Here is a 19,464-nt window from a genome sequence, read left to right as displayed (position 1 = left end):
GTCTCCGGGAGAGGCTCAGGCAGCGGGCTGGCCGAACGAGGGCGGTCGGTCGACGAGCTTCGCGCCGAATGCAGGGTTCGGCGTGGCGGACATGGCGAAGCGGAGCGTGCCGCCCGCCGCGAGATCGGCATGCGATATCCAGCTTTTGGTCCATGGTTTGCCGTTCCACTGGACCGCCGCGACATAGGGCGTGTCGGCGCGGTTTCCGGGGGCTTCGACGACCAGCTTGCGACCCTTGCCGACGCGGACTTCGGCGTGGGTGAACAGCGGAGAGCCGAACACGTACACCGCCGCGACCGGATCGACCGGATAGAAGCCGAGTGCGGACATCACGAACCACGCGCTCATCTGGCCGCAATCGTCGTTGCCGATGATCCCGTCGGGCGCGTTGCGGTACATCGTGTCGAACAGCTTGCGGACCAACGCCTGCGTCTTCCACGGCTGGCCGACATAGGCGTAGAGATACGGCACGTGCTGGTCGGGCTCGTTGCCGTGCGCATATTGGCCGAGCAGCCCGGAGATGTCGGGCGGCGCGTCCTTGGGTAGCGTCGACGGTGCGGCGAACAGCGCGTCGAGCCTTGCGGCAAACTTCGCGTCGCCGCCGAAATGCGCGATCTGGCCATAGAGATCGTGCTGGTTCAGGAACGTGGTCTGCCAGCCGTTCGCTTCGGTGAAATCGCGATAGCGCTTGGTATGGCCGAGCTGGATCGGGTCGTAGGGCGTCAGCCAACTGCCGTCGGCGAGCTTTGGTCGCGCGAGGCCGATCGCGGGATCGAGCACGTTACGGTAGTTGCGGCTGCGGAGACGCAGGCGATCGGCGTCGTCTTTCGCGCCGGCCTTCTGCGCGAGCGTGGCCATCGCCCAGTCGTCGTAGGCGTATTCCTGCGTTCGGCTGACCGACTCGTCGACGACGTCCGCGGGGAGATAGCCGCGTTCGATGTACTTGCCCCGCGCGCGGCTGTTGACCAGGTCGGGGGCGGCCGGATCGAATGCGCGCATTCGGATCACGGGCCATGCCGCGGCATAGTCGGCGTCGATACCCTTCGCAGCGGCTTCCGCCATGATCGCGACCGAGTGCGAGCCGATCATCGTGCCGGTCTCGACTCCCTGGAGCGGCCAGCAGGGCGGGCCGTACGCGCTTTGCTGCGTCTGGCGGATCAGGTCGCGGACCAGCGATTTCGCGCGATCGGGTGCGACCAAGGTCAGCAGCGGGTGAAGCGTGCGATACGTGTCCCAGGTCGAATAGGTGCTGTACGCCTGTTCGCCTGCGGGCACGCTGTGGATCTCGCGATCGAGCCCGACATAGCGGCCGTCGACGTCGGAGAAGAGCGTCGGCGCGATCATCGCGTGATAGAGCGCGGTGGTCATGATGACGCGGGCGTCGTCGGTGCCGCCCTCGACCTTCACAACCTTCAGCGTGTCGGCCCAATTCCGGATCGCCTGGCGTCGCGCGACGTCGAACTCGCGGAAATAGGACGCGGCGAGGTTGGTGCGCGCGCCGGCCATGTCGACCGCGGAGACGGCGGTGCGGACGACGATCGGCGCGGCGCCGGCGTTATCGTAATGCAGCACCGCGCGGACGCGGTCGGCGGTGACGATCGCGCCGTTGACGCTCTGCGTGTCGGCGTAGAGCGTGATCCGGTCGGGCTTTGGCGACACGTGCATCGCGAAATGGATGCGGCGGCCCTTTGCCCAGCGGAACGTGCGGCGGCTACCGGTGAGCGTGCCGTCGGTATCGAGCTCGATCCGGCTCTCGTCGATCAGCGGGCCTTCGCCGGGGCGGCTGTCGCGGTAGTTGCCGAGATCGACCAAGAGATGGCCGGGGCCGGCGGGGAAATGGTGACGCTGCCACCCGACGCGCGTCTCCGCGGTCAGTTCGGAGCGGACGCCGTTGCCGAGCGTGACGGCGTAATAGCCGGGCTCAGTGACTTCCTGCGTATAGGTCTGGCGATAGCCTTCGCCGCGCTTGTCGGGTGCGCCGGGCAACAGCTTGACCGCGCCGCGACCGGGGACGACGAGCACGTCCATCAGGTCGGCGATACCGGTGCCCGACAGATGCGTGTGCGAGAAGCCCATCATGGTCGGGTCGCCGTGATGATACCCGGAGCAGTTCGCCCAATTCTCGGTATCGGTGTCGGGGCTGACCTGGACCATCCCGAACGGCATAGTCGCGCCGGGATAGGTATGGCCGTCGCCGCCGGTGCCGATCCAGAGATTGGGCGCGGCCTTTGTGGACCGTGCGGCGGCGGGCATCGCGCCGGTGATGGCCAGCGCACCGCTGGAGCCGAGCAGGGCGCGCCGGGTGATCTTCATAGTGCGCTCGCCAATAGTGCGGGGCGGGTGTTCGCCAGCTGAACGATCAGTTCGCCGAACAGGCCGTTCGCCCAAGCGAACCAGGAGCGGGTGAACTTGGCGGGATCGTCCTTGTCGAACGCCTCGTGGATGAAGCCGGTGTCGGCATCCGTGTCGCGCAGCATCCGCAGGCACGCGCGGACGGTTGCGTCGTCGGCACCCGCCAGCGCACGGACGATCAGCGACATCGGCCAGATCTGGCCGAGCCCGACATGCGGTCCGCCGATCCCCTCGGCCTTGGTGCCCTTGAAGAAATACGGGTTGGCGTCGCTCCAGGCGGCTTGCGCGGTGCGGCGCCAGAGCGGATCGGTGGCGGGGACGCAGCCCATATACGCCAGCGCGGAAAGCGACGGCACGTTGGCGTCGTCCATGAAGACCGCGTTGCCGAAGCCGTCGACTTCGAAAGCCCAAACCTCGCTGCCATCGCGCAGGCGCATCCGGCCGTGCGCGACGAGCGCCGCCTCGACTTCGTTCGCCAGCGCGGTGGCATCGGCGGCGAGCGCGGTGTCGTGGCGCGCTTCGTTCGCGACGACCGCGAGTTCGCGCAGGGTGGTGACCGCGAACAGGTTGGATGGGATCAGATAGGGGTAGACGCAGGCGTCGTCGGAGGGGCGGAAGCCGCACTGGATCAGGCCGTTGGGCTTGGCGGGGTTGCCCCAGCCTTCCAGCGCCATCGTCTCGGTGTTGCGGTTCGAGGATCGCAGGAAGCTGTAGGGGCCGCGACCGTCCTTGCGCTGTTGCTCGCGGTAGGTGCGGATGCTGGCGCGGGCGGCCTCGGCCCAGGTAGCGTCGAACGGCGTCGCGTCGCGCGTCGCCTGCCAATAGCCGTAGGCGAGCCGCATCGGATAGCAGAGCGAGTCGATTTCCCATTTGCGCTCCGCGACGCCGGGTTTCATCTCGGTCTGGTCCTTCAGCGCCCAGCTTAGGTCGGTCTTCGCGGTCGGGCTTTCCATGAACGCGTTGGCGTAGGGGTCGATCAGGATCGAGCGCGACTGGCGCGCGATCAGGCCGCGGAACAGCGTGCGCAGCGCCGGGTCCTCGCGGACGAGATGGAGATAGGGGCGAAGCTGCGCGGAGCTATCGCGGAGCCAGAGGCACGGGATGTCGCCGGTGATGACGAACGCGTCGGGCGCGCCGCCGACGGTCGACATGCGGACGGTGGTGTCGAGCGTGTTCGGGTAGCAGTTACCGAACATCCAGCGGAGCTTCGGGTCGCCGATCCGGGCGGAGACACGCGCGATCTCGCGTTCGACCGAGCGGCTGGTGAAGTTGCGGTCGGCGAGCGCTGGGCGCTTGCTCGGCAGCGAGGGGCGGGCGGCGAAGGCGGGTGTGCCGACGAGCGCGAGGCCCCCGGCGACGCCGCCCGCCATGACGGTGCGGCGGTCCATGTTCGCGGCGCTCACTTAGGCAACTCCACCGTCGTGCCGGTGATCGTCAGGTCGTTCCACTGGCCCGCGCCGTCACCGGGCTGGCCGCCGCCGATATAGAGGCGGTAGGCGCCGGGGACGATCGTCCGCGTGCCGTCGCGTGCGACGCTGCTCATCGAGCGGGGATCGATCGTGAGCGGCACGGTGCGCGATTGGCCGGGCTTCAGCGCGACGCGGCCGAAGCCGACGAGCTGGCGTTGGAGGACGGGGGTGGTCGAACCGCCGGCCTTGGCTGCGGGCGCAACTAGGTAGGCCTGGACGACTTCTTCGCCGACGCGATTGCCTGCGTTGGACAGCTTGGCGCTGACGGTGAGCGGCCGTCCAGCGGCGACGCTAAGCGTGGGCCTGGTCGCGGCGTAGGCGAAGTTCGTGTAGCTCAGGCCGTGGCCGAAGCCCCAGAGCGGCGTGCCGGTGAAGTAGCGGTAGGTGCGCTCCTTCATCGTGTAGTCGGTGAAGGCGGGGAGGTCGCCGGTGGTCTTGTAGAAGGTGACGGGGAGGCGGCCCGACGGGTTGTTGAGCCCGGCCAGCGTCTCGGCGATCGCGGTGCCGCCGGCCTGGCCGGGATACCAGGCGGCGAGGATCGCATCGGCCGATGCCGGATCGACCGCGACCGCGCTTCCGCTGGTGAGGACGAGGACGATGGGCTTGCCGGTGGCCTTCAATGCTTCGAGCAGGCGGACCTGCGCTGGAGGCAGGCCGATGTCGGTGCGGTCGCCGCCGACGAAGCCGGGGACGCTGACCGAGAGTGCTTCGCCTTCGAGATCGGGCGACAGGCCCATCACGGCGACGATCACGTCGGCGTCGCGCGCGGTGGCGACCGCCTGGTCGAGCAACGGCTGTGCGGGGGGGCTCCAGAGCAGGCGGACGCCTTCGTCGTCGCTGCGGTGATCGAGTTCGAGGCGGAACGGGACGGGCTTGCCGTCGCTGGTGAGCGTGACCTCGACGCGGCCTTTCTTGACCTCGCCTGCGGAAAGCTGACGGTCGCCGATCCAGAGCCGGACGGCGTCGTGAGTCACGCAATCCTTCCAGCAGGCGGGGACGTCGACGACCAGCGGATAAATGCCGGCGGCGGGGGGCGTGAAGGTTCCGGTCCAGCGCACGCCGAACGTCTTGGCGAGACCGGGGGCGGGGCTCGCGCGGTTGTGGTCGATGTCGATGTGGCGATCGGTGCGCGTCAGGGTCGGTGCGCCGACGCCCGCCTGCGCGGCGAAATACTCGGTCTTCAGGCCGCCGGCGAAAACGGTTTCGGGGACGGGTACGGCCGCACCGTCGGCGAGCGACGAGCCCTGCGCATAGCGGACGTTGGCGGCGCCGAACTGCTTGCGGATGCCCTCCAGCGGGGTGACGGGGGCGACCGCGGTGCCGTGGTAATTGCCTTGCAGCACGCCGAGATCGTCGGCGTCCGCGCCGATTACCGCGATCCGGCTGCCGGGTTTCAGCGGCAGGCGGTTGGCGTCGTTCTTGAGCAGGACGATCGATTTCCGCGCGGCGTCGAGCGCGAGCGCACGGTGGGCAGGGGTGTCGACCTGGTCGGTGCCGATGCTGCGCCACGGATTGGCCGCGCCGAACACGGTGCCGAGCGCGCGGCGGGCTTCGAGCGCGCGGATCAGCGCAGTGTCGACTTCGGCTTCGGTGACGAGGCCCTGGCGAACCGCGGCGGGGAGGGCGGCATAGGCGCTGCCGCAATTGAGGTCGGTGCCGCCTCGTATCGCGGCGGCGGCGGCGCCCGCGGCGTCGAGGCGGTAATGGTGGTAGAGGCTGATGTTCGACACCGCGTCGCAGTCCGACACGGTGAAGCCCTTGAACCCCCAGTCGCGCCGCAGCCGGTCGATCATCAACGCCGACGATGCACAGGCGGGGACGCCGTGGATCGAGTTGTACGCGCACATCAGCGACTGCGCCTTGCCCTCGGTGACGGCTAGCCGGAACGCGGGGAAGTAGGTCGCCTCCAGGTCATAGGGGCTGGGATCAACGTCAAAGCTGTCGCGCCCGGCTTCGGGGCCGCTGTGCACCGCGAAGTGCTTCGGGGTGGCGATGACCTTGGGGTGGAGCGGGTCTGGGCCCTGCAACCCGCCGATGAACGCAACGCCGAGGCGGCCGGTCAGATACGGGTCTTCGCCATAGGTTTCCTGGCCGCGGCCCCAGCGTGGATCGCGGAAGATGTTGATGTTGGGCGACCAGATCGTCAGCCCCTCGTAGATCTTGCGGTTCGCGCCGACGTCCTGCACGTTGAAGCGCGCGCGCGCCTCGGTCGCGACGACGTCGCCGATCTTCGCGACCAGCGCGGTATCCCAGGTCGCGGCCATGCCGATTGCCTGCGGGAAGACGGTCGCGTGGCCATTGCGCGCGAGACCGTGGAGCCCCTCGTTCCACCAGTCGTACGCGGGCAGGCCGGCTTTCGGATCGGCGGGCACGGTGCTCTGCAACTGCGCCGCCTTTTGTTCGAGCGACATTTGCGCGACAGCGGTCGCCACCGGGTCGGCGGACGCGAGCAGGAGCCAGATCATCGGGCGAGGGTCCTCAGTGTAAGCGCCTTGCGCAACGTGGCGGCGGAGACGTCGGAGACGACGTGGATGGTGACGCTCTCGCCCGGCAGCAGGTCGAAGCCGTCGTCGGACGGTTGCGCGGCGACCGCACCGAAATCGAGCATCACCGCGCGGGCGAGGTTGGTCGCGGTAATCTTCACGTTAGTGCCGGTCCAGCGAACGCTAAGGCCGGGGTCGGGGTACGCCATGTCCTTGGGCAGGGCACGTTCGATGATCGCCCGGCTCGTGCCGCCGTTATCGAGCTGCAGATCGGCCACCGCGTAGCTGCCGGTGGGTGCGGCGGTCCCGAACAGCGCGTCGTCGGACAGCGTCGCGACCAGCCTCGACGATAGCGGCTCGAGCATCAGCGCGGCGGTGGTGTCCTTCAACACCTTGCCGTCCATCGTCATCGTCCGGACCCGCCAGCGGGAGTCGACCAGCGTGGTCGCGTCGGAGATGAGCGAGATACGCGTCGCGCCGTCCTTGCGCTCGGCGACGATCGCTTGCGGCGCGAAGAACCGCCGGGCGGCGTAGTTGAGCAGCTTCCACCGGCCGGCATGATCGATGCTCGCCCAGCTGATCGAGGGCCAGACGTCGTTCAACTGCCAGTAGAGCGAGCCCATCGTCACCGGGCGACAGGCGCGGTGATGCGAGGCGGCGATGCGGATCGCCTCGGCCTGGTTGACCTGCGTGAGGTAGACGAGATCGGCAAAATCGCGTGCGGGACGCAACCGATCCCGCAGGTACATCATCAGCCGCTCATTGCCTTCGCCGGCGAGGAACTTCTGGTGTGCCTTCATCACCGGGCTGTCCGCGGCGAGCGTGCCCTTGCCGGCGAATTCGCGGATCGTCGACAGGTCCGGCATCGCCTGGAAGCCATATTCGGACATGAAGCGCGGGCAGCTGTCGAGATAGTTCTCGACCGGCTTGGAGCCCGACCAGACGTCCCAGAAGTGACGGTCGCCGTCCTTGTCGGTGTCGACGGGGCCCTCGTAATTGGTGGATGGCGAACCCGGCCAATAGGGCGTGCCGGGGGCGTTGCGCGTCACGGCTTCGCGCAGCACGCGGTCGAACAGCACGGCCATGCCGGCGCCGATGCGTTCCTGCTCGTCGGCACCGACCGCCTTCTTGAACGCCTTCCGGTCGGACCAGTTCTCCCAGCCCGACAGGACCTCGTTGCCGCCGGCCCACAGCACGACGGAGGGATGCGATCCGATCCGCGCGACCTGTTCCTCGGCCTCGATCCGGACGTTCTCGCGGAAGGCGGCGTCGGGCGGCGTGACGCTGCCGCCGAACATGAAGTCCTGCCACACCATCAGGCCCATCCGGTCGGCGATGTCGTAGAACGCGTCGTCCAGATAGGTCCCGCCGCCCCAGATACGGACCATGTTCATGTTGGCGTCGCGCGCGCCCTTCAGGATCGTCTCCATATAGGCGGGGGTGACGCGCGCCGGGAAACTGTCGAACGGGATGATGTTCGCGCCCTTGGCGAAGATCGGCGTGCCGTTGACCTTGAACCCGAAACTGCCGTCCTTGCGGATCAGTTCGACCGTGCGCAGGCCGATCCGCTTGGTCACGCTATCCTCGGGCGTGGGCTCCGCGCCGCCCAGCGAGGCGGTGACGGTGTAGAGCGGCTGCGCGCCATAGCCGACCGGCTGCCAGCGCTTGGGATCCGCGATCGCCAGCGGGATCGAGACCGCGTTGGTGCCCTTGACGAGCGTCACCGTCCGGTCGACCGAGACCGTCTTGCCGTCCGGTCCGGTAACCGCGGCGCGGATCGTCGCGACGCCGGGCGTCTCGACGGCGATGTCGAGCTTTGCCGTCAGCCGCGCCTCGGTCGGCGTCAGCGCCTCCTGGTCGACCCGCAGCGTGTCGATCCGCGCGTCGTCCCAGATCTCCAGCCGCACCGGTCGCCAGATGCCGGTGTTGACGATGCGGGGACCCCAGTCCCAGCCATAATTGTATTTGGGTTTGCGGATATAGGGCGAGGTCTGCTTGCCCTTGGGCTCATCGCCGAACGCGCTGTCATATTCGCCGGGCAGCGGGTTCTTCTCGGCGAGCACCATCGGCTGGAGGGGGCGGATCGGCGAGGCGATCGTCACCAGCACCTCGTTGCGTCCGACCTTCAGCACCGGCTGCGCATCCACGCGCCAGCGCCGGTGCGCGTTGTCGGTGGTCAGCAGGACCGTGCCGTTGACGCTGACCGTCGCGAACGTGTCGAGCCCGTCGAACACGAGGTCGAGGTGATTGCGCTGCATCATCGCCGGGGTGACGTCGAACACGCGACGGAACTGCCATTTGGTCAGCCCGGCCCACTGGATCGCCGCCTCGTTGGTACCCTTGAACGGATCGGGCACACGGTGCGCCGCGATCAGGTCCTGCTGCACCGATCCGGGGACGGCCGCCGGCAGCCACGTGGCCTCGCGCTTGTGCGCGGCGATCGCGGCGGTGTCGGTCGGATCGATCCGCACCTGCCACGCGCCGTCGAGCGGCACGACGGTCTTGGGCGAGGCGAAGGCGGGCGCGGCGAGCGCGATCAGGGGAAGGATGAACCAGCGACGCATCAGCGTGTCTCCGACAGGGTCATGCGCTCGACCGCGTAGAACGGGTCGGACGTGGGGGAGGTGAATTGGAGGCAGATGTCGCGGTCTCCGGCGATCGTCGGCAACGTCCCCTTGACGCTGAAGCGGGTCGGCGCGGTCTTCGGATCGGGCAGCGGGAAGGTGCCGGCGATCACCGGTTTCGCGCCCTTCACGGTGCAGCCGACCAGCACGAGCAATTCGCCGTGCGGGGTCACGTTGTAATGCTGGCGGACCTTGGTGACGTCGTGCGCGAGGCCCCAGTTGCGCGGCAGGCGGGCGATATCGATCGTGAACCCCTTGGCGACGTCCATCGGCGCGGCGGGGTAGGCGGTGCAGGTATCGAAGATGTCGGCGTTGAACACCGGCGCGTTGGTCTGTGCCTCGGAGGTCAGCGGTAGGCGGAGGATGAGCGAACCGGCAGGGCAGGCGATCATGTCGGACGCGGTGCGGGTCAGGAGGGCCTGGCGCCCGGTCTCGAACAGGCGAGGTTCTGCGACCGGCTGGCCACTCGCATCGAACGCGGCAGCGCGGATCGACACGCCGGGTTTGACCGACAGCGGTGCGGTGTAGGCGGTCGAGCGCGCGGTCGGCACCTTGCCGTCGAGCGTGTAGCGGATCGTGCCGTACGGCGCTTGCGTGGCGAGCACGACCTTTGCCTTGTTCGTGCGGAGCGCATCGCCGGGCGTGCCCTCGAGCGTGTAGCCGACTGCGAACGCGCTGTCCGCGACCTCCAACCCCGACTTCCGCCAGCGCTGAATCTGCGGCTGGACCCGGTCGAGGAAGCCGGTGAAGTCGCGCTTGTCCTTGCCCGACCACGTGATCTCCGCGAGCGCAGCGGCGCGCGGGAAGATCAGGTGCTGCATCTGGTACGGCGTGACGATGTATTCGCTCCACAGATTGGCCTGCGCGCCGAGCACGTGCTGCGCCTTGTCCGCCGAGATGCCCGTCGGCATCGGCTCGTAATTGTAGACCGTTGCGAGCGACTGGATTGCGAGGCGGCCGGGTGGTTCGTCGCGGCGATCGCTTTGCAGATTGTCGAAATACAGCGTCGGTGCGGGCGACAGCACGACGTCGTGGTTCTGGTTCGCGGCATCGACCGCGCCCTTCTCGCCGCGCCATGACATCACCGAAGCGGATGCGGGCAGGCCGCCTTCGAGGATTTCGTCCCAGCCGATCAGGCGACGCTTCTTGCTGGCCAGATAGGTGCCGAACTGGTCGATCATCCAGCTTTGCAGGCCGTTCTCGTCCTTGATGCCGAGCTTCGCCATCTGCGCCTGGACCTCGGGACTGCGTTCCCACTGGTCCTTGACCGCCTCGTCGCCGCCGAGATGGATATAGGTGCCGGGGAACACCGCCATCAGTTCGTCGAGCACCGTCTTGACGAAGGCGATGCCCTTGGGGCCGGGGTTGAAGAGGTACGGGTTGACGCCCCATGCGTTGCTGACGCGCGGCGTGTCGCCGATCACGCCGAGCTCGGGATAGGCCGCGACGAGTGCCTGCGCATGGCCGGGCAGGTCGATCTCGGGGACGATCACGATGCCGCGTTCGGCGGCGTAGGCGACCAGCTTGCGCAGTTCGTCCTGCGTGTAGAAACCGCCGACGCGCGTGCCGGGCGCTTCGCCGGTCGAGGGGCTGGTGCGCATGCTGCCGATCTCGGTGAGCTTCGGATACGCCTTCACCTCGAACCGCCAGCCCTGGTCGTCAGACAGGTGCAGGTGCAGCGTGTTGAGCTTCACCGACGCCATCTGGTCGACGATCGCGTAGATCGACGGCAGCGACTGGAAATGCCGTGCGGTGTCGACCATCAGCCCGCGCCAGCCGAAGCGGGGGGCGTCGTCGATCGTCACGGCGGGGATGCGCACGGGTTGGCCGAACGCGCGATCGGGGCTGATGAGTTGGGCCAGCGTCATCGCTCCGTAGAGAAGCCCGGCGTCGCCCGACGCAGTGATCTTCACGCCGGACGCGTCGACGGTCAGCCGGTACGGTTCGGCGCCCTTGATCGCGGCGTCGCGAACGAAACGGATATTGCCGTTCGGCGACGTCCGGAGAGCGAGCCCACGTTCGGTCTTCACATGCGCGATAAGCAGGCGCGCTGCGGCGGCGGCACCGGCGTCGGAAGGATCGGCGGTGATTGTCGCACCGTTGGCGATCGTGAAGCTGCCGGCGGTACGGGTGATTGCGGAAGGTTGCGGTACCAGCGGCAGGCGGTCCTGCGCCTGGGCAGGGATCGCGCAGAGAGCGGCGGGAAGCAGCGCCGTTGCCGTCAGCAAGCGCCCGGCATTTCGGTTCGCGGTTGCACGCATGTCGACTGCTCCCTGTATCGGCTCCTGACGGCCGCTGGTCGAGGAATGTAACCAATATAAGTCCAGACACAACCCCGTCATTTGACAGCAAGCTTGTGCCGCTCTGACAGGAGATCGGACGTTGGGCGGTCAGGGGACATACCAATATGGCCCATGGATTTAGTCTGGTTGCCGACCACGCGGTCCTTGGCTACGCTACCATAAGGGACGCGGCAAGGCTCGCTTTGAGCTGCCGGTCGGAGGGGGAATACATGGCGTTTTCCGATGACATCGGACGCTTTCGCAAGGGAAATCCATCGCCGCTCTACCTCCAGTTGCAGGAACTGATCCGCAACGCGATCGGCGAGAAGCTGTTGGTACAAGGCAATGCGATCCCGGCCGAGCGCGATCTCGCGATCGAGTACGACGTATCGCGGATCACCGTGCGCAAGGCGATCGGCGGACTGGTCGAGGAGGGGCTGCTCACGCGCAGGCGCGGCGCGGGGACGTTCGTCGCCGGACGCGTCGAGAAGAGCTTCTCGAAGCTGTCGTCGTTCAGCGAGGACATGGCGGCGCGAGGCCGCACGTCGAGCAGCAGCTGGATCTCGCGCTCGGCGGGGCAGGTGAACCCGGAGGAGGCGATGGCGCTGGGGTTGTCGCCGGGGGCGGCGGTGTTCCGCTTTAACCGCATCCGCTATGCCGACGAAGAGGCGATGGCGCTCGAATTCTCGACCATCGCGGGATATTGCCTGCCGTCGGTCGAGGTGGTCGATGACTCGCTCTACACCGCGCTCGAGAACGCGGGGAGCCGGCCGGTACGCGCGCTGCAACGCCTGCGTGCGGTGCCGTTCGGGGGCGAGCATGCGCGGATGCTGGGCGTCGACGCGGGCCATGCCGGGCTGCTGATCGAGCGCCGCGGTTTCCTGCGCGATGGCCGGGCCGCGGAGTTCACGCGCTCCTATTACCGCGGCGATGCGTACGACTTCGTCGCCGAACTCGCCGATATCTGACCTTTACCGAGAGCATTCGATGAACCGACGTGAGCTTCTTGTTGGCACGGCGGGCGCCGGTGCTTCTCTGGTCGTGGGGCCGATCGAGGTCGGGTTCGCGGCGAGCGTAGCGAAACAGCGCGGTGCTGGTGCGCTGCCGATGCCGCAGCCGACGCGGACCTTGCCGTCGCCCGCGCTGGTGCAGGATCCGTCGCGGACGCTGATCGAGCGCGGGTGGCTGTTCCACGAGGGCGACGTGATCGCACCACCGCCCGAAGGTCACAACGCGACCTATCTCAGCGTCAAGGCGGGCAACGCACTCGGTGCCGCGGCGATGGCGTATGACGATTCCGACTGGCAGTCGGTTCGGTTGCCGCATGACTGGGCCTCCGCGCAGCCGTTCGTGAAGACCGCAAGCGTGTCGCAGGGCTTCCGTGCACGCGGTATCGGCTGGTACCGGCGAACGCTGCGGCTCGATCCGGCGGACCGCGGCAAGACGATCGGGCTGCAGTTCGACGGGATCGCGACCAACGCGACGGTCTGGGTCAACGGCAGCGTCGTCGCGCACAACTGGTCGGCGTACAACAGCGTCGAGATCGACCTGACGCCGTTCGCGCGGTTCGGCGACGACCTCAACGTGATCGCGGTGCGCGTCGACGCGCAGGCGATGGAGGGCTGGTGGTACGAAGGCGCGGGAATCTATCGCCATGCGTGGCTGATCCGCCGTGCGCCGGTGGCGATCGTGACGGACGGCGTGCACTGCGATCCGAGGCGCACCGAGAATGGCGCGTGGAGCGTGCCGGTCGAAGTGAAACTCGGCAGCATCGATCGCGCGTCGGTCGGCGTGACGGTGGACGTCGCGCTGCTCGATCCCGAGGGCAAGCGCGTGGCGGGCGCGCAGGCGGCTGCGACGGTCCTGCCGCTCGAACGCGCGACCGCGATGGTGACGCTGGCCATGCCTGCGCCGCGCCTTTGGTCGATCGAGACTCCGACGCTCTATACCGTGGTGACGCACGTCCTGCGCGACGGGGCGATCGTCGACGAGCGACGGATTCCGGTCGGCTTCCGCACGATCCGGTTCGATGCGGATCGCGGCTTCCTGCTCAACGACCGGTCGGTGAAGCTGAAGGGCGTGTGCCTGCATCAGGATCATGCCGGGGTCGGCACCGCGATCCCCGATGCGCTGCTGCGCTGGCGGCTGGAGCGGCTGAAGGCGATGGGCTGCAACGCGATCCGCTGTTCGCACAACGCGCCGGCCGCCGAGCTGCTCGACCTGTGCGACGCGATGGGCTTCGTCGTCATGGACGAGAACCGCCAGTTCAATCCGGCACCCGATTACATGGCGCAGCTCGAATGGATGGTCCGCCGCGACCGCAACCACCCGAGCGTGATCCTGTGGTCGGTGTTCAACGAGGAGCCGATGCAGGGCACCGAGGCGGGTGTCGAGATGCTGCGGCGGATGGCGCACGCGGCGCATGCGCTCGACGACAGCCGACCGGTGACGGGCGCGATGAACGGCGCGTTCTTCGATCCGATCAACGTGTCGAGCATTTTCGACGTGGTCGGCTTCAACTATTATCAGGGCGACTACGACCGCTTCCACCAGCTCAACCCGACCAAGCCGATGACGAGCTCGGAGGATACCAGCGCCTATGAAACGCGCGGCGCGTTCGCGAGCGATCCTGCCGCGCATGTCCAGTCGTCCTACGACGTCGAGGCGGCAAGCTGGGGCGATACGCACCGCGCGACATGGAAGAAGATCGCCGACCGCCCGTTCGTCGCGGGCGGGTTCGTGTGGACCGGGTTCGATTATCACGGCGAGCCGACGCCGCACGAATGGCCGACGATCTCGAGCTTCTTCGGCATCCTCGACCTGTGCGGGTTCCCGAAGACTGCGTTCGATATTCATCGTGCGCACTGGGTCGATGATGCTGCGGCCGTCAGTCTTACGCCGCACTGGACTTGGCCGGGACGCGAGGGGCAGCCAGTCGTGGTGCTGGTGATGAGCAATGCCGAGCGCGTCGAGTTGCGGTTGAACGGCCGGAAGGTCGGCGAGCAGGCGGTCGACCGGATCATGGGCAACGAGTTCAGCGTGGCCTATGCGCCGGGGCGGATCGAAGTTGTCGCGATGCGCGGCGGCAAGGTTGTCGCGATGGCCGCGCACGAGACCGTGGGCAAGCCGGTCGCTTTGCGGCTGACGCCGGCGCGGACCGTGATGGCGGGCGACGACGAGGATACGCAGCCGGTGACGATCGACGCGATCGATGCCGCCGGGCGTCACGTACCGACTGCGAACCTGCCGACGCAGTTCTCGGTCGAGGGCGCGGCGATCATCGGTGTCGGTAATGGCGATCCGAACAGCCACGAGCCGGAGAAGGGCAATGCGCGGTCGCTGTTCAACGGGCTGGCGCAGGTCATCGTGCAGGCGGGAACGGGCCGAGGGCGGATCGTGATGACCGCGACTGCGCCGGGATTGAAGCCGGCGCGGCTGGTGATCGACCGGGCCGCGATCGTACCGCGGGCGCAGATGGCTGCGACCTATGGTGAGCAGGCGATCCGGGAATGGCGTCGCTCGCCGGCTTTCGCTGCGCGGCCGGATCCTGGGCTGGCGCCGATCGATGGGGATAATAACAGTTGGGCGTTCGTGCGGAGCGGCACGCCGGTCCAGGCTGCGGCGGAGGGGCGTTGGCGGCTGTACCGCGCGAGCGTGACGCCGTGGCGGCGGATCGGTGTAGAGGGCGGCACAATCCGCTTTGCCGCGATCGCGGGCAAGGCGGAGCTGTGGGTGGATGGCCAGCGGCTCGCGTCGAAGACTGGGGTGGAGGCGGGGCCGCTTGAGGCGGCGTTGCCGGCGGGCGGTGGCGTGCGCCAGATCGTGCTTGTGGTGGAAGCCGCCGCGGACGGGGTTTCCGGTATCGTTGGCCCTGTGTCGCTGGAACCGCTAGCGCGCTGACGCCGCAATTTACTGAATCCTCCCCCGCCAGGGGGAGGTGTCGCCGAAGGTGACGGAGGGGGAGGACGCGCAACAGGCGTTTCCCTTTCCTCCCCCTCCGTCTGGCAAGTGCCAGCCACCTCCCCCTGGCGGGGGAGGATCAGCGGGTTACCGGGCCAGCGCCGTCAGGACCGCGTCGGTCGCCAGCACGTGAAGCTGGCCGGGCGCGGGGCGGGCTATCGCGCGGACACCGAGCTTCGCCAGTGCCGCATCGTCTGCCAGCGCGATATCGCCCAGCTCGACGCGCAGTCGCCCGGTATGGCGGCTGGCGGCAAGGACGTTCGCTGCACCGCCAAGCGCAGCTTCGGTCGCCGAAGACAGCGTGATCGCATCCGCCGCGACCTGCGCTGCCGGTTCGACGGTGAGGTCTTCGCCCAAGGCCAACGCGTCGCGGATCTCGACCGACACCACATCCGCGATCGGCCCGAGCACGACCTGGAGCGCGGAGTTCGACGGCCGCAGGATACCGCGAGCGCCAAGTGCCTTCAGTGCGGCGTCGTCGACCGCGGACTGGTCCACCACGATCAGGCGAAGACGCGTCGTGCAGGCGCTGACCGTAGTCAGGTTCGCCGGCCCGCCGAGCGCACGGGCGAACGCCGCACCACGACCGCCGGGCTGCGCTGCGGTCGTCGGCGCCGCGACAACGTCGGTCTCGCGACCCGGCGTCTTCAGGTCGAAGCGACGGATGAAGAAGCGGAACACGACGTAATAGATCGCGGCATAGGCCAGGCCGACCGGGATCAGCAGCAACGGCCGCGTCGCCTTGCCGTAGTTCAGGACGTAATCGAGCAGCCCGGCCGAGAAGCCGTAACCGAGCTTCACGCCAAGCAGCGCCATGATGACTTCGGACAATCCGGTTAGAACCGAATGGATCGCATACAGGACCGGCGCCAGGAACATGAAGCTGAACTCGATCGGCTCGGTAACGCCGGTCAAGGCCGAGGTAAGGGCGAGGCTGGCGAGCATCCCGCCTACGGCGCGACGGCGTTCGGGCAGCGCTTCGTGGTACATGGCAAGGCAGGCCGCGGGCAGGCCGAACATCATGACGGGGAAGAAGCCGGCCATGAACGATCCTGCGGTCGGATCGCCCGCGAAGAAACGTCGCAGGTCGCCGTTCACGCCGTGAAAATCGCCGATCACGAAATAGATGATGTTGTTGATCAGGTGATGCAGCCCGGTCACGAGCAGCAGGCGGTTGAGCAGTCCGAACAGGAACAGCCCGACGTATCCCGATCCGGCGATCGACAGACTCATCGTGTCGATCGCGGTGCCGATCGTGCCATAGCCCCAGCCGATCACGCCACCCAGCACCAAGCCGGCGACGCCGCTGGCGATCGGGACGAACCGTCTGCCGCCGAAAAACGCCAGATATTCCGGCAGCTTGATCGTCGAGAAGCGATTGTAGAACAGGCCTCCCACCAATCCCGACAGGATGCCGATCGGCACGTCGAGCCGGGCGATGGACTTAGCGCGCCATGCAGCGATCGCCAGGTCGGCGCCGACGCCGGTCAATCCGGCGGTCGTCTCGGGCGGGATGACCAGCAGGACCTTGGCGCCCTCGGTCGCGACGAGGAAGCAGACGACCCCGGCGAGACACGCCGCGCCGTTGCCGTCGCGCGCGAAGCCAGTTGCCACGCCGATCGCGAAGAGCAGGCCGAGATGCGAGAAGATCGCGTCGCCCGCCGCACTCAGGAAGGCGATGTCGAGCAGGTCAGGCTGGCCGAGGCGGAGCAGCAGGCCGGCGATCGGCAGCACCGCGATCGGCAGCATCAGCGCGCGGCCGAGCGGCTGGAGGGCTTCGAGGATCGATTTCATGCGGTGAACTCCCGGGCGAGCGAGCGGACGTCGGCGGCGGATCCGCATTGCAGCGCGGCGGCGGCATGTGCGCGGCACGCCTCCATCGTCAGCGTGGCGACCAGCGCCTTGATCTCGGGCACCAGCGCGGGTGCGGACGAGAGTTCGGTGACGCCGAGCCCGATCAGGATGGGAACGGCGAGCGGGTCGGACGCGAGCCCTCCGCACACGCCGGTCCAGCGGCCATGCACCGCGCCGCCCTTGCAGGTCTGCGCGATCAGCCGGAGGACGGCGGGGTGCAGCCCGTCGATCCCGCTCGCGACCGCCGCGTTGCCGCGGTCCATCGCCAGCGTGTACTGCGTGAGGTCGTTGGTCCCGACCGACAGGAAATCGGCCTCCGCGGCAATCAAGTCGGCGGTGACGGCGGCGGCGGGAGTCTCGATCATCACGCCTACGGGCACGTGGTCGCCGATGCCGATCTCTGCGGCGACGCGGTCGACCACCGCGCGAACGGCGCGCAGTTCGTCGAGGCTCGCGATCATCGGCACCATGATCCGGCATTGCCCCGCGGGCTTTACCGAAAGGATCGCACGGACCTGATCCTCCAGGATCTGCGGGTGCGCGAGGCCGACGCGGATGCCGCGCAGGCCTAGCGCGGGGTTCTCTTCCGGCGCCATCGGCAGATACGGCGCCGGCTTGTCGCCACCGATGTCGAGCAGTCGGACGATCAGCGGGCGGCCGTCGAGCGCGTCGGCGATCGCCTGGTAATCGGCGGTCTGTTCGGCGACCGTCGGCGCGGCATCGCGTTCGAGGAATAGGAATTCGGTGCGCAACAGGCCCGAGCCTTCCGCGCCGTTCTCGACCGCGAGGTGCGCATCGCCGAGCGCGCCGAGATTGGCGAACGCCTCGATCCGGGTACCGTCGGCCATGCGGCAGGGTTCGCTCGCCCGCGCGAGGGCTTCGGTGCGGCGGACCTGCGCCTGGACGATCCGGACCTGCGTGGCGACGAGCGTGTCGGCGTCGGGATCGATCCGCAACAGGCCGTCGCCGGCATCGAGGATCACGGACGTGTCGTCGGTTACAGAGTTCAACGGCGCGCCGATCGCGACCAGCGCGGGGAGGCCCATCGTCGCGGCGAGGATCGCGACGTGCGAGGTCGGACCACCCCGCTCGACGCAGAAGCCGACGATGTTCGCGCGGTCGAGCGACAGGACGTGCGACGGCAGCAGGTCGTCCGCGAGCAGGATCGTGTCGGGCGGGAACGACAGCGGCGTTGTCTCGACCCCGGCGATCAGCGCGAGCAACTGGCGTTCGAGATCGAGCATGTCGTCGGCGCGCTCGGCGAGCCGCGGGTCGGTGCTGGTGCGTAACGCGTCGGCCTGCGGACGGATCGCGGCCCGCCACGCATGACCGGCGCTCTCGCCGCGCGCGATGCCGCCGCGCGTCGTCTCGTGGAGCATGGGATCGGCGAGCATGGCCGCATGCGCCTCGACGATCGCGCGTTCGGGACCGGTTGCGGTGCGGGCGCGGTCCGCGAACCGGGTCGACAGCGTCGTGACGGCCGCATCGAAGCGTGCCTCCTCGGCGGCGACGCCTTCGCCCTGTTCGGGGACGACGATGTCGGCGGGACGGAACCAGCGTGCCCGGCCGATCGCCAGGCCGGGTGCCGCTGTGACGCCGGTCAACGCGCCGTCGACTGCGGGGCGGGCTGGCGAGGGGGCGACGACTGGCGCGGGGGCGGGGGCTTCTGCGAGCTCGTCCATGCCGCTCTCGATCAGGTCGCAGATCGCGGCGAGGGCGGTGGCGGCATCGGCGCCGGCTGCCGTCACGATGATCGTCTCGTTGTAGCGGATCGCCAGGGCGAGCAGGGCGATCGGGCTGCGGACGTTGGCGGTCTTGTCGCCGGATGCGAGCGTCACGTCGGCGTCGAAGCGCTTGGCTGTCGCGGCTAGGCGGGCGGCGGGGCGGGCGTGGATACCGTGGGGGAGCGGAACGACGACCGTGCGTGTGTGCGTCGTGCCGTCCTGGGTGGTGTCGCGGCGTGCGACCGCGTCGCTGGGTTCGAGCGTCACCAGCGGATCACCGACCGCGACCAGTTCGCCGGAGACTGCGTGGACGATGCTGAACCGGTCGGGGTTGACGATGACGATCGGCGTGACGACCGCTCGGGCTTCTTGCACCAGCAGATCGAGGTCGAAGCGGATCAGCGGCGCACCGCGCTCGACCGTGTCGCCGACTGCGACGCACGGGCTGAACCCGCGTCCGCCGAGCGCGACCGTGTCGAGCCCGATATGGATCAGGATCTCCGCACCCTCGGGCGTGGCGAGCGTGATCGCGTGGCCGCTCGGCAACAGCGTCAGCACCGTGCCGGCGCAGGGAGCGTAGAGACAGTCGCCGGTCGGATCGATCGCGACGCCGTCACCCAGCATCCGCTCCGAGAACACCGCGTCGGGGACTTCGTCGATCGGCGTTGCCCAGCCCTGCATCGGCGCGGTCAGGAGGATGGAGGCCATGGGTGCGT

9 protein-coding genes are annotated in these 19,464 nt (G+C 68.4%); 2 read left to right on the top strand and 7 right to left on the bottom strand.

Translation table 11 applies throughout. The features are described 5' to 3' along the window. Window positions 1–15: 15 nt before the first annotated feature. From AC1ME3_RS00915 to AC1ME3_RS00895, 5 genes are read right to left on the bottom strand one after another with little or no spacing between them, the layout of a single operon-like run. Window positions 16–2,313 carry a GH92 family glycosyl hydrolase gene (locus AC1ME3_RS00915; protein ID WP_480954458.1) on the bottom strand — a complete coding sequence of 766 codons (2,298 nt, stop codon included), beginning with the start codon at window positions 2,311–2,313 and terminating at the stop codon, window positions 16–18. Beyond that, the gene (locus tag AC1ME3_RS00910) at window positions 2,310–3,740 is read right to left on the bottom strand and encodes a glycoside hydrolase family 125 protein (RefSeq protein ID WP_480955878.1); all 1,431 of its coding nucleotides are present in this window, start codon (window positions 3,738–3,740) and stop codon (window positions 2,310–2,312) included. Before AC1ME3_RS00910 ends, AC1ME3_RS00915 begins: the two co-directional genes overlap by 4 nt. Before the next feature lie 11 nt (window positions 3,741–3,751). Beyond that, complete coding sequence (locus AC1ME3_RS00905; protein WP_480954457.1) at window positions 3,752–6,286, bottom strand: glycoside hydrolase family 3 C-terminal domain-containing protein; 2,535 nt, start codon at window positions 6,284–6,286, stop codon at window positions 3,752–3,754. After that, window positions 6,283–8,868 (bottom strand): beta-mannosidase, encoded by a 2,586-nt coding sequence (locus AC1ME3_RS00900; protein WP_480954456.1) that lies wholly within the window; start codon window positions 8,866–8,868, stop codon window positions 6,283–6,285. The genes AC1ME3_RS00905 and AC1ME3_RS00900 overlap by 4 nt, the downstream gene beginning before the upstream one ends. Then, a complete protein-coding gene (locus AC1ME3_RS00895) occupies window positions 8,868–11,189 on the bottom strand; it encodes a beta-N-acetylhexosaminidase (RefSeq protein ID WP_480954455.1) in 2,322 nt (773 codons plus the stop codon). The genes AC1ME3_RS00900 and AC1ME3_RS00895 overlap by 1 nt, the downstream gene beginning before the upstream one ends. Window positions 11,190–11,440: 251 nt before the next feature. Here AC1ME3_RS00895 and AC1ME3_RS00890 point away from each other — a divergent pair, with 251 nt between their 5' ends. Beyond that, window positions 11,441–12,178, top strand: a complete 738-nt coding sequence (locus tag AC1ME3_RS00890; protein WP_056062350.1) for a GntR family transcriptional regulator — start codon at window positions 11,441–11,443, stop codon at window positions 12,176–12,178. 19 nt (window positions 12,179–12,197) lie between these two features. Further along, a complete protein-coding gene (galA, locus tag AC1ME3_RS00885) occupies window positions 12,198–15,110 on the top strand; it encodes a beta-galactosidase GalA (protein WP_480954454.1) in 2,913 nt (970 codons plus the stop codon). A 147-nt stretch (window positions 15,111–15,257) separates the two neighbouring features. On the opposite strand, the gene nagE is transcribed toward galA, so the two are convergent. Both nagE and ptsP read right to left on the bottom strand, forming a co-directional pair. Then, window positions 15,258–16,964: an N-acetylglucosamine-specific PTS transporter subunit IIBC gene (nagE, locus tag AC1ME3_RS00880; RefSeq protein WP_480954453.1), complete on the bottom strand. Its 1,707-nt coding sequence runs from the start codon at window positions 16,962–16,964 to the stop codon at window positions 15,258–15,260. After that, window positions 16,961–19,456: a phosphoenolpyruvate--protein phosphotransferase gene (gene ptsP / locus AC1ME3_RS00875; protein ID WP_480954452.1), complete on the bottom strand. Its 2,496-nt coding sequence runs from the start codon at window positions 19,454–19,456 to the stop codon at window positions 16,961–16,963. Before ptsP ends, nagE begins: the two co-directional genes overlap by 4 nt. Window positions 19,457–19,464 lie beyond the last annotated feature (8 nt).

This window comes from Sphingomonas sp. BL2, assembly GCF_056680015.1.
The sequence above is the reverse complement of the archived record's forward strand: the minus strand, read 5'-3'. Positions and strand labels throughout refer to the sequence as shown.

Coding starts and splice junctions, on each gene's coding strand:
- nagE (WP_480954453.1), bottom strand. CDS start 16,964: ATGAAATCGATCCTCGAAGCCCTCCAGCCGCTCGGCCGCGCGCTGATG.
- AC1ME3_RS00890 (WP_056062350.1), top strand. CDS start 11,441: ATGGCGTTTTCCGATGACATCGGACGCTTTCGCAAGGGAAATCCATCG.
- AC1ME3_RS00895 (WP_480954455.1), bottom strand. CDS start 11,189: ATGCGTGCAACCGCGAACCGAAATGCCGGGCGCTTGCTGACGGCAACG.
- galA (WP_480954454.1), top strand. CDS start 12,198: ATGAACCGACGTGAGCTTCTTGTTGGCACGGCGGGCGCCGGTGCTTCT.
- AC1ME3_RS00915 (WP_480954458.1), bottom strand. CDS start 2,313: ATGAAGATCACCCGGCGCGCCCTGCTCGGCTCCAGCGGTGCGCTGGCC.
- AC1ME3_RS00905 (WP_480954457.1), bottom strand. CDS start 6,286: ATGATCTGGCTCCTGCTCGCGTCCGCCGACCCGGTGGCGACCGCTGTC.
- ptsP (WP_480954452.1), bottom strand. CDS start 19,456: ATGGCCTCCATCCTCCTGACCGCGCCGATGCAGGGCTGGGCAACGCCG.
- AC1ME3_RS00910 (WP_480955878.1), bottom strand. CDS start 3,740: ATGGACCGCCGCACCGTCATGGCGGGCGGCGTCGCCGGGGGCCTCGCG.
- AC1ME3_RS00900 (WP_480954456.1), bottom strand. CDS start 8,868: ATGCGTCGCTGGTTCATCCTTCCCCTGATCGCGCTCGCCGCGCCCGCC.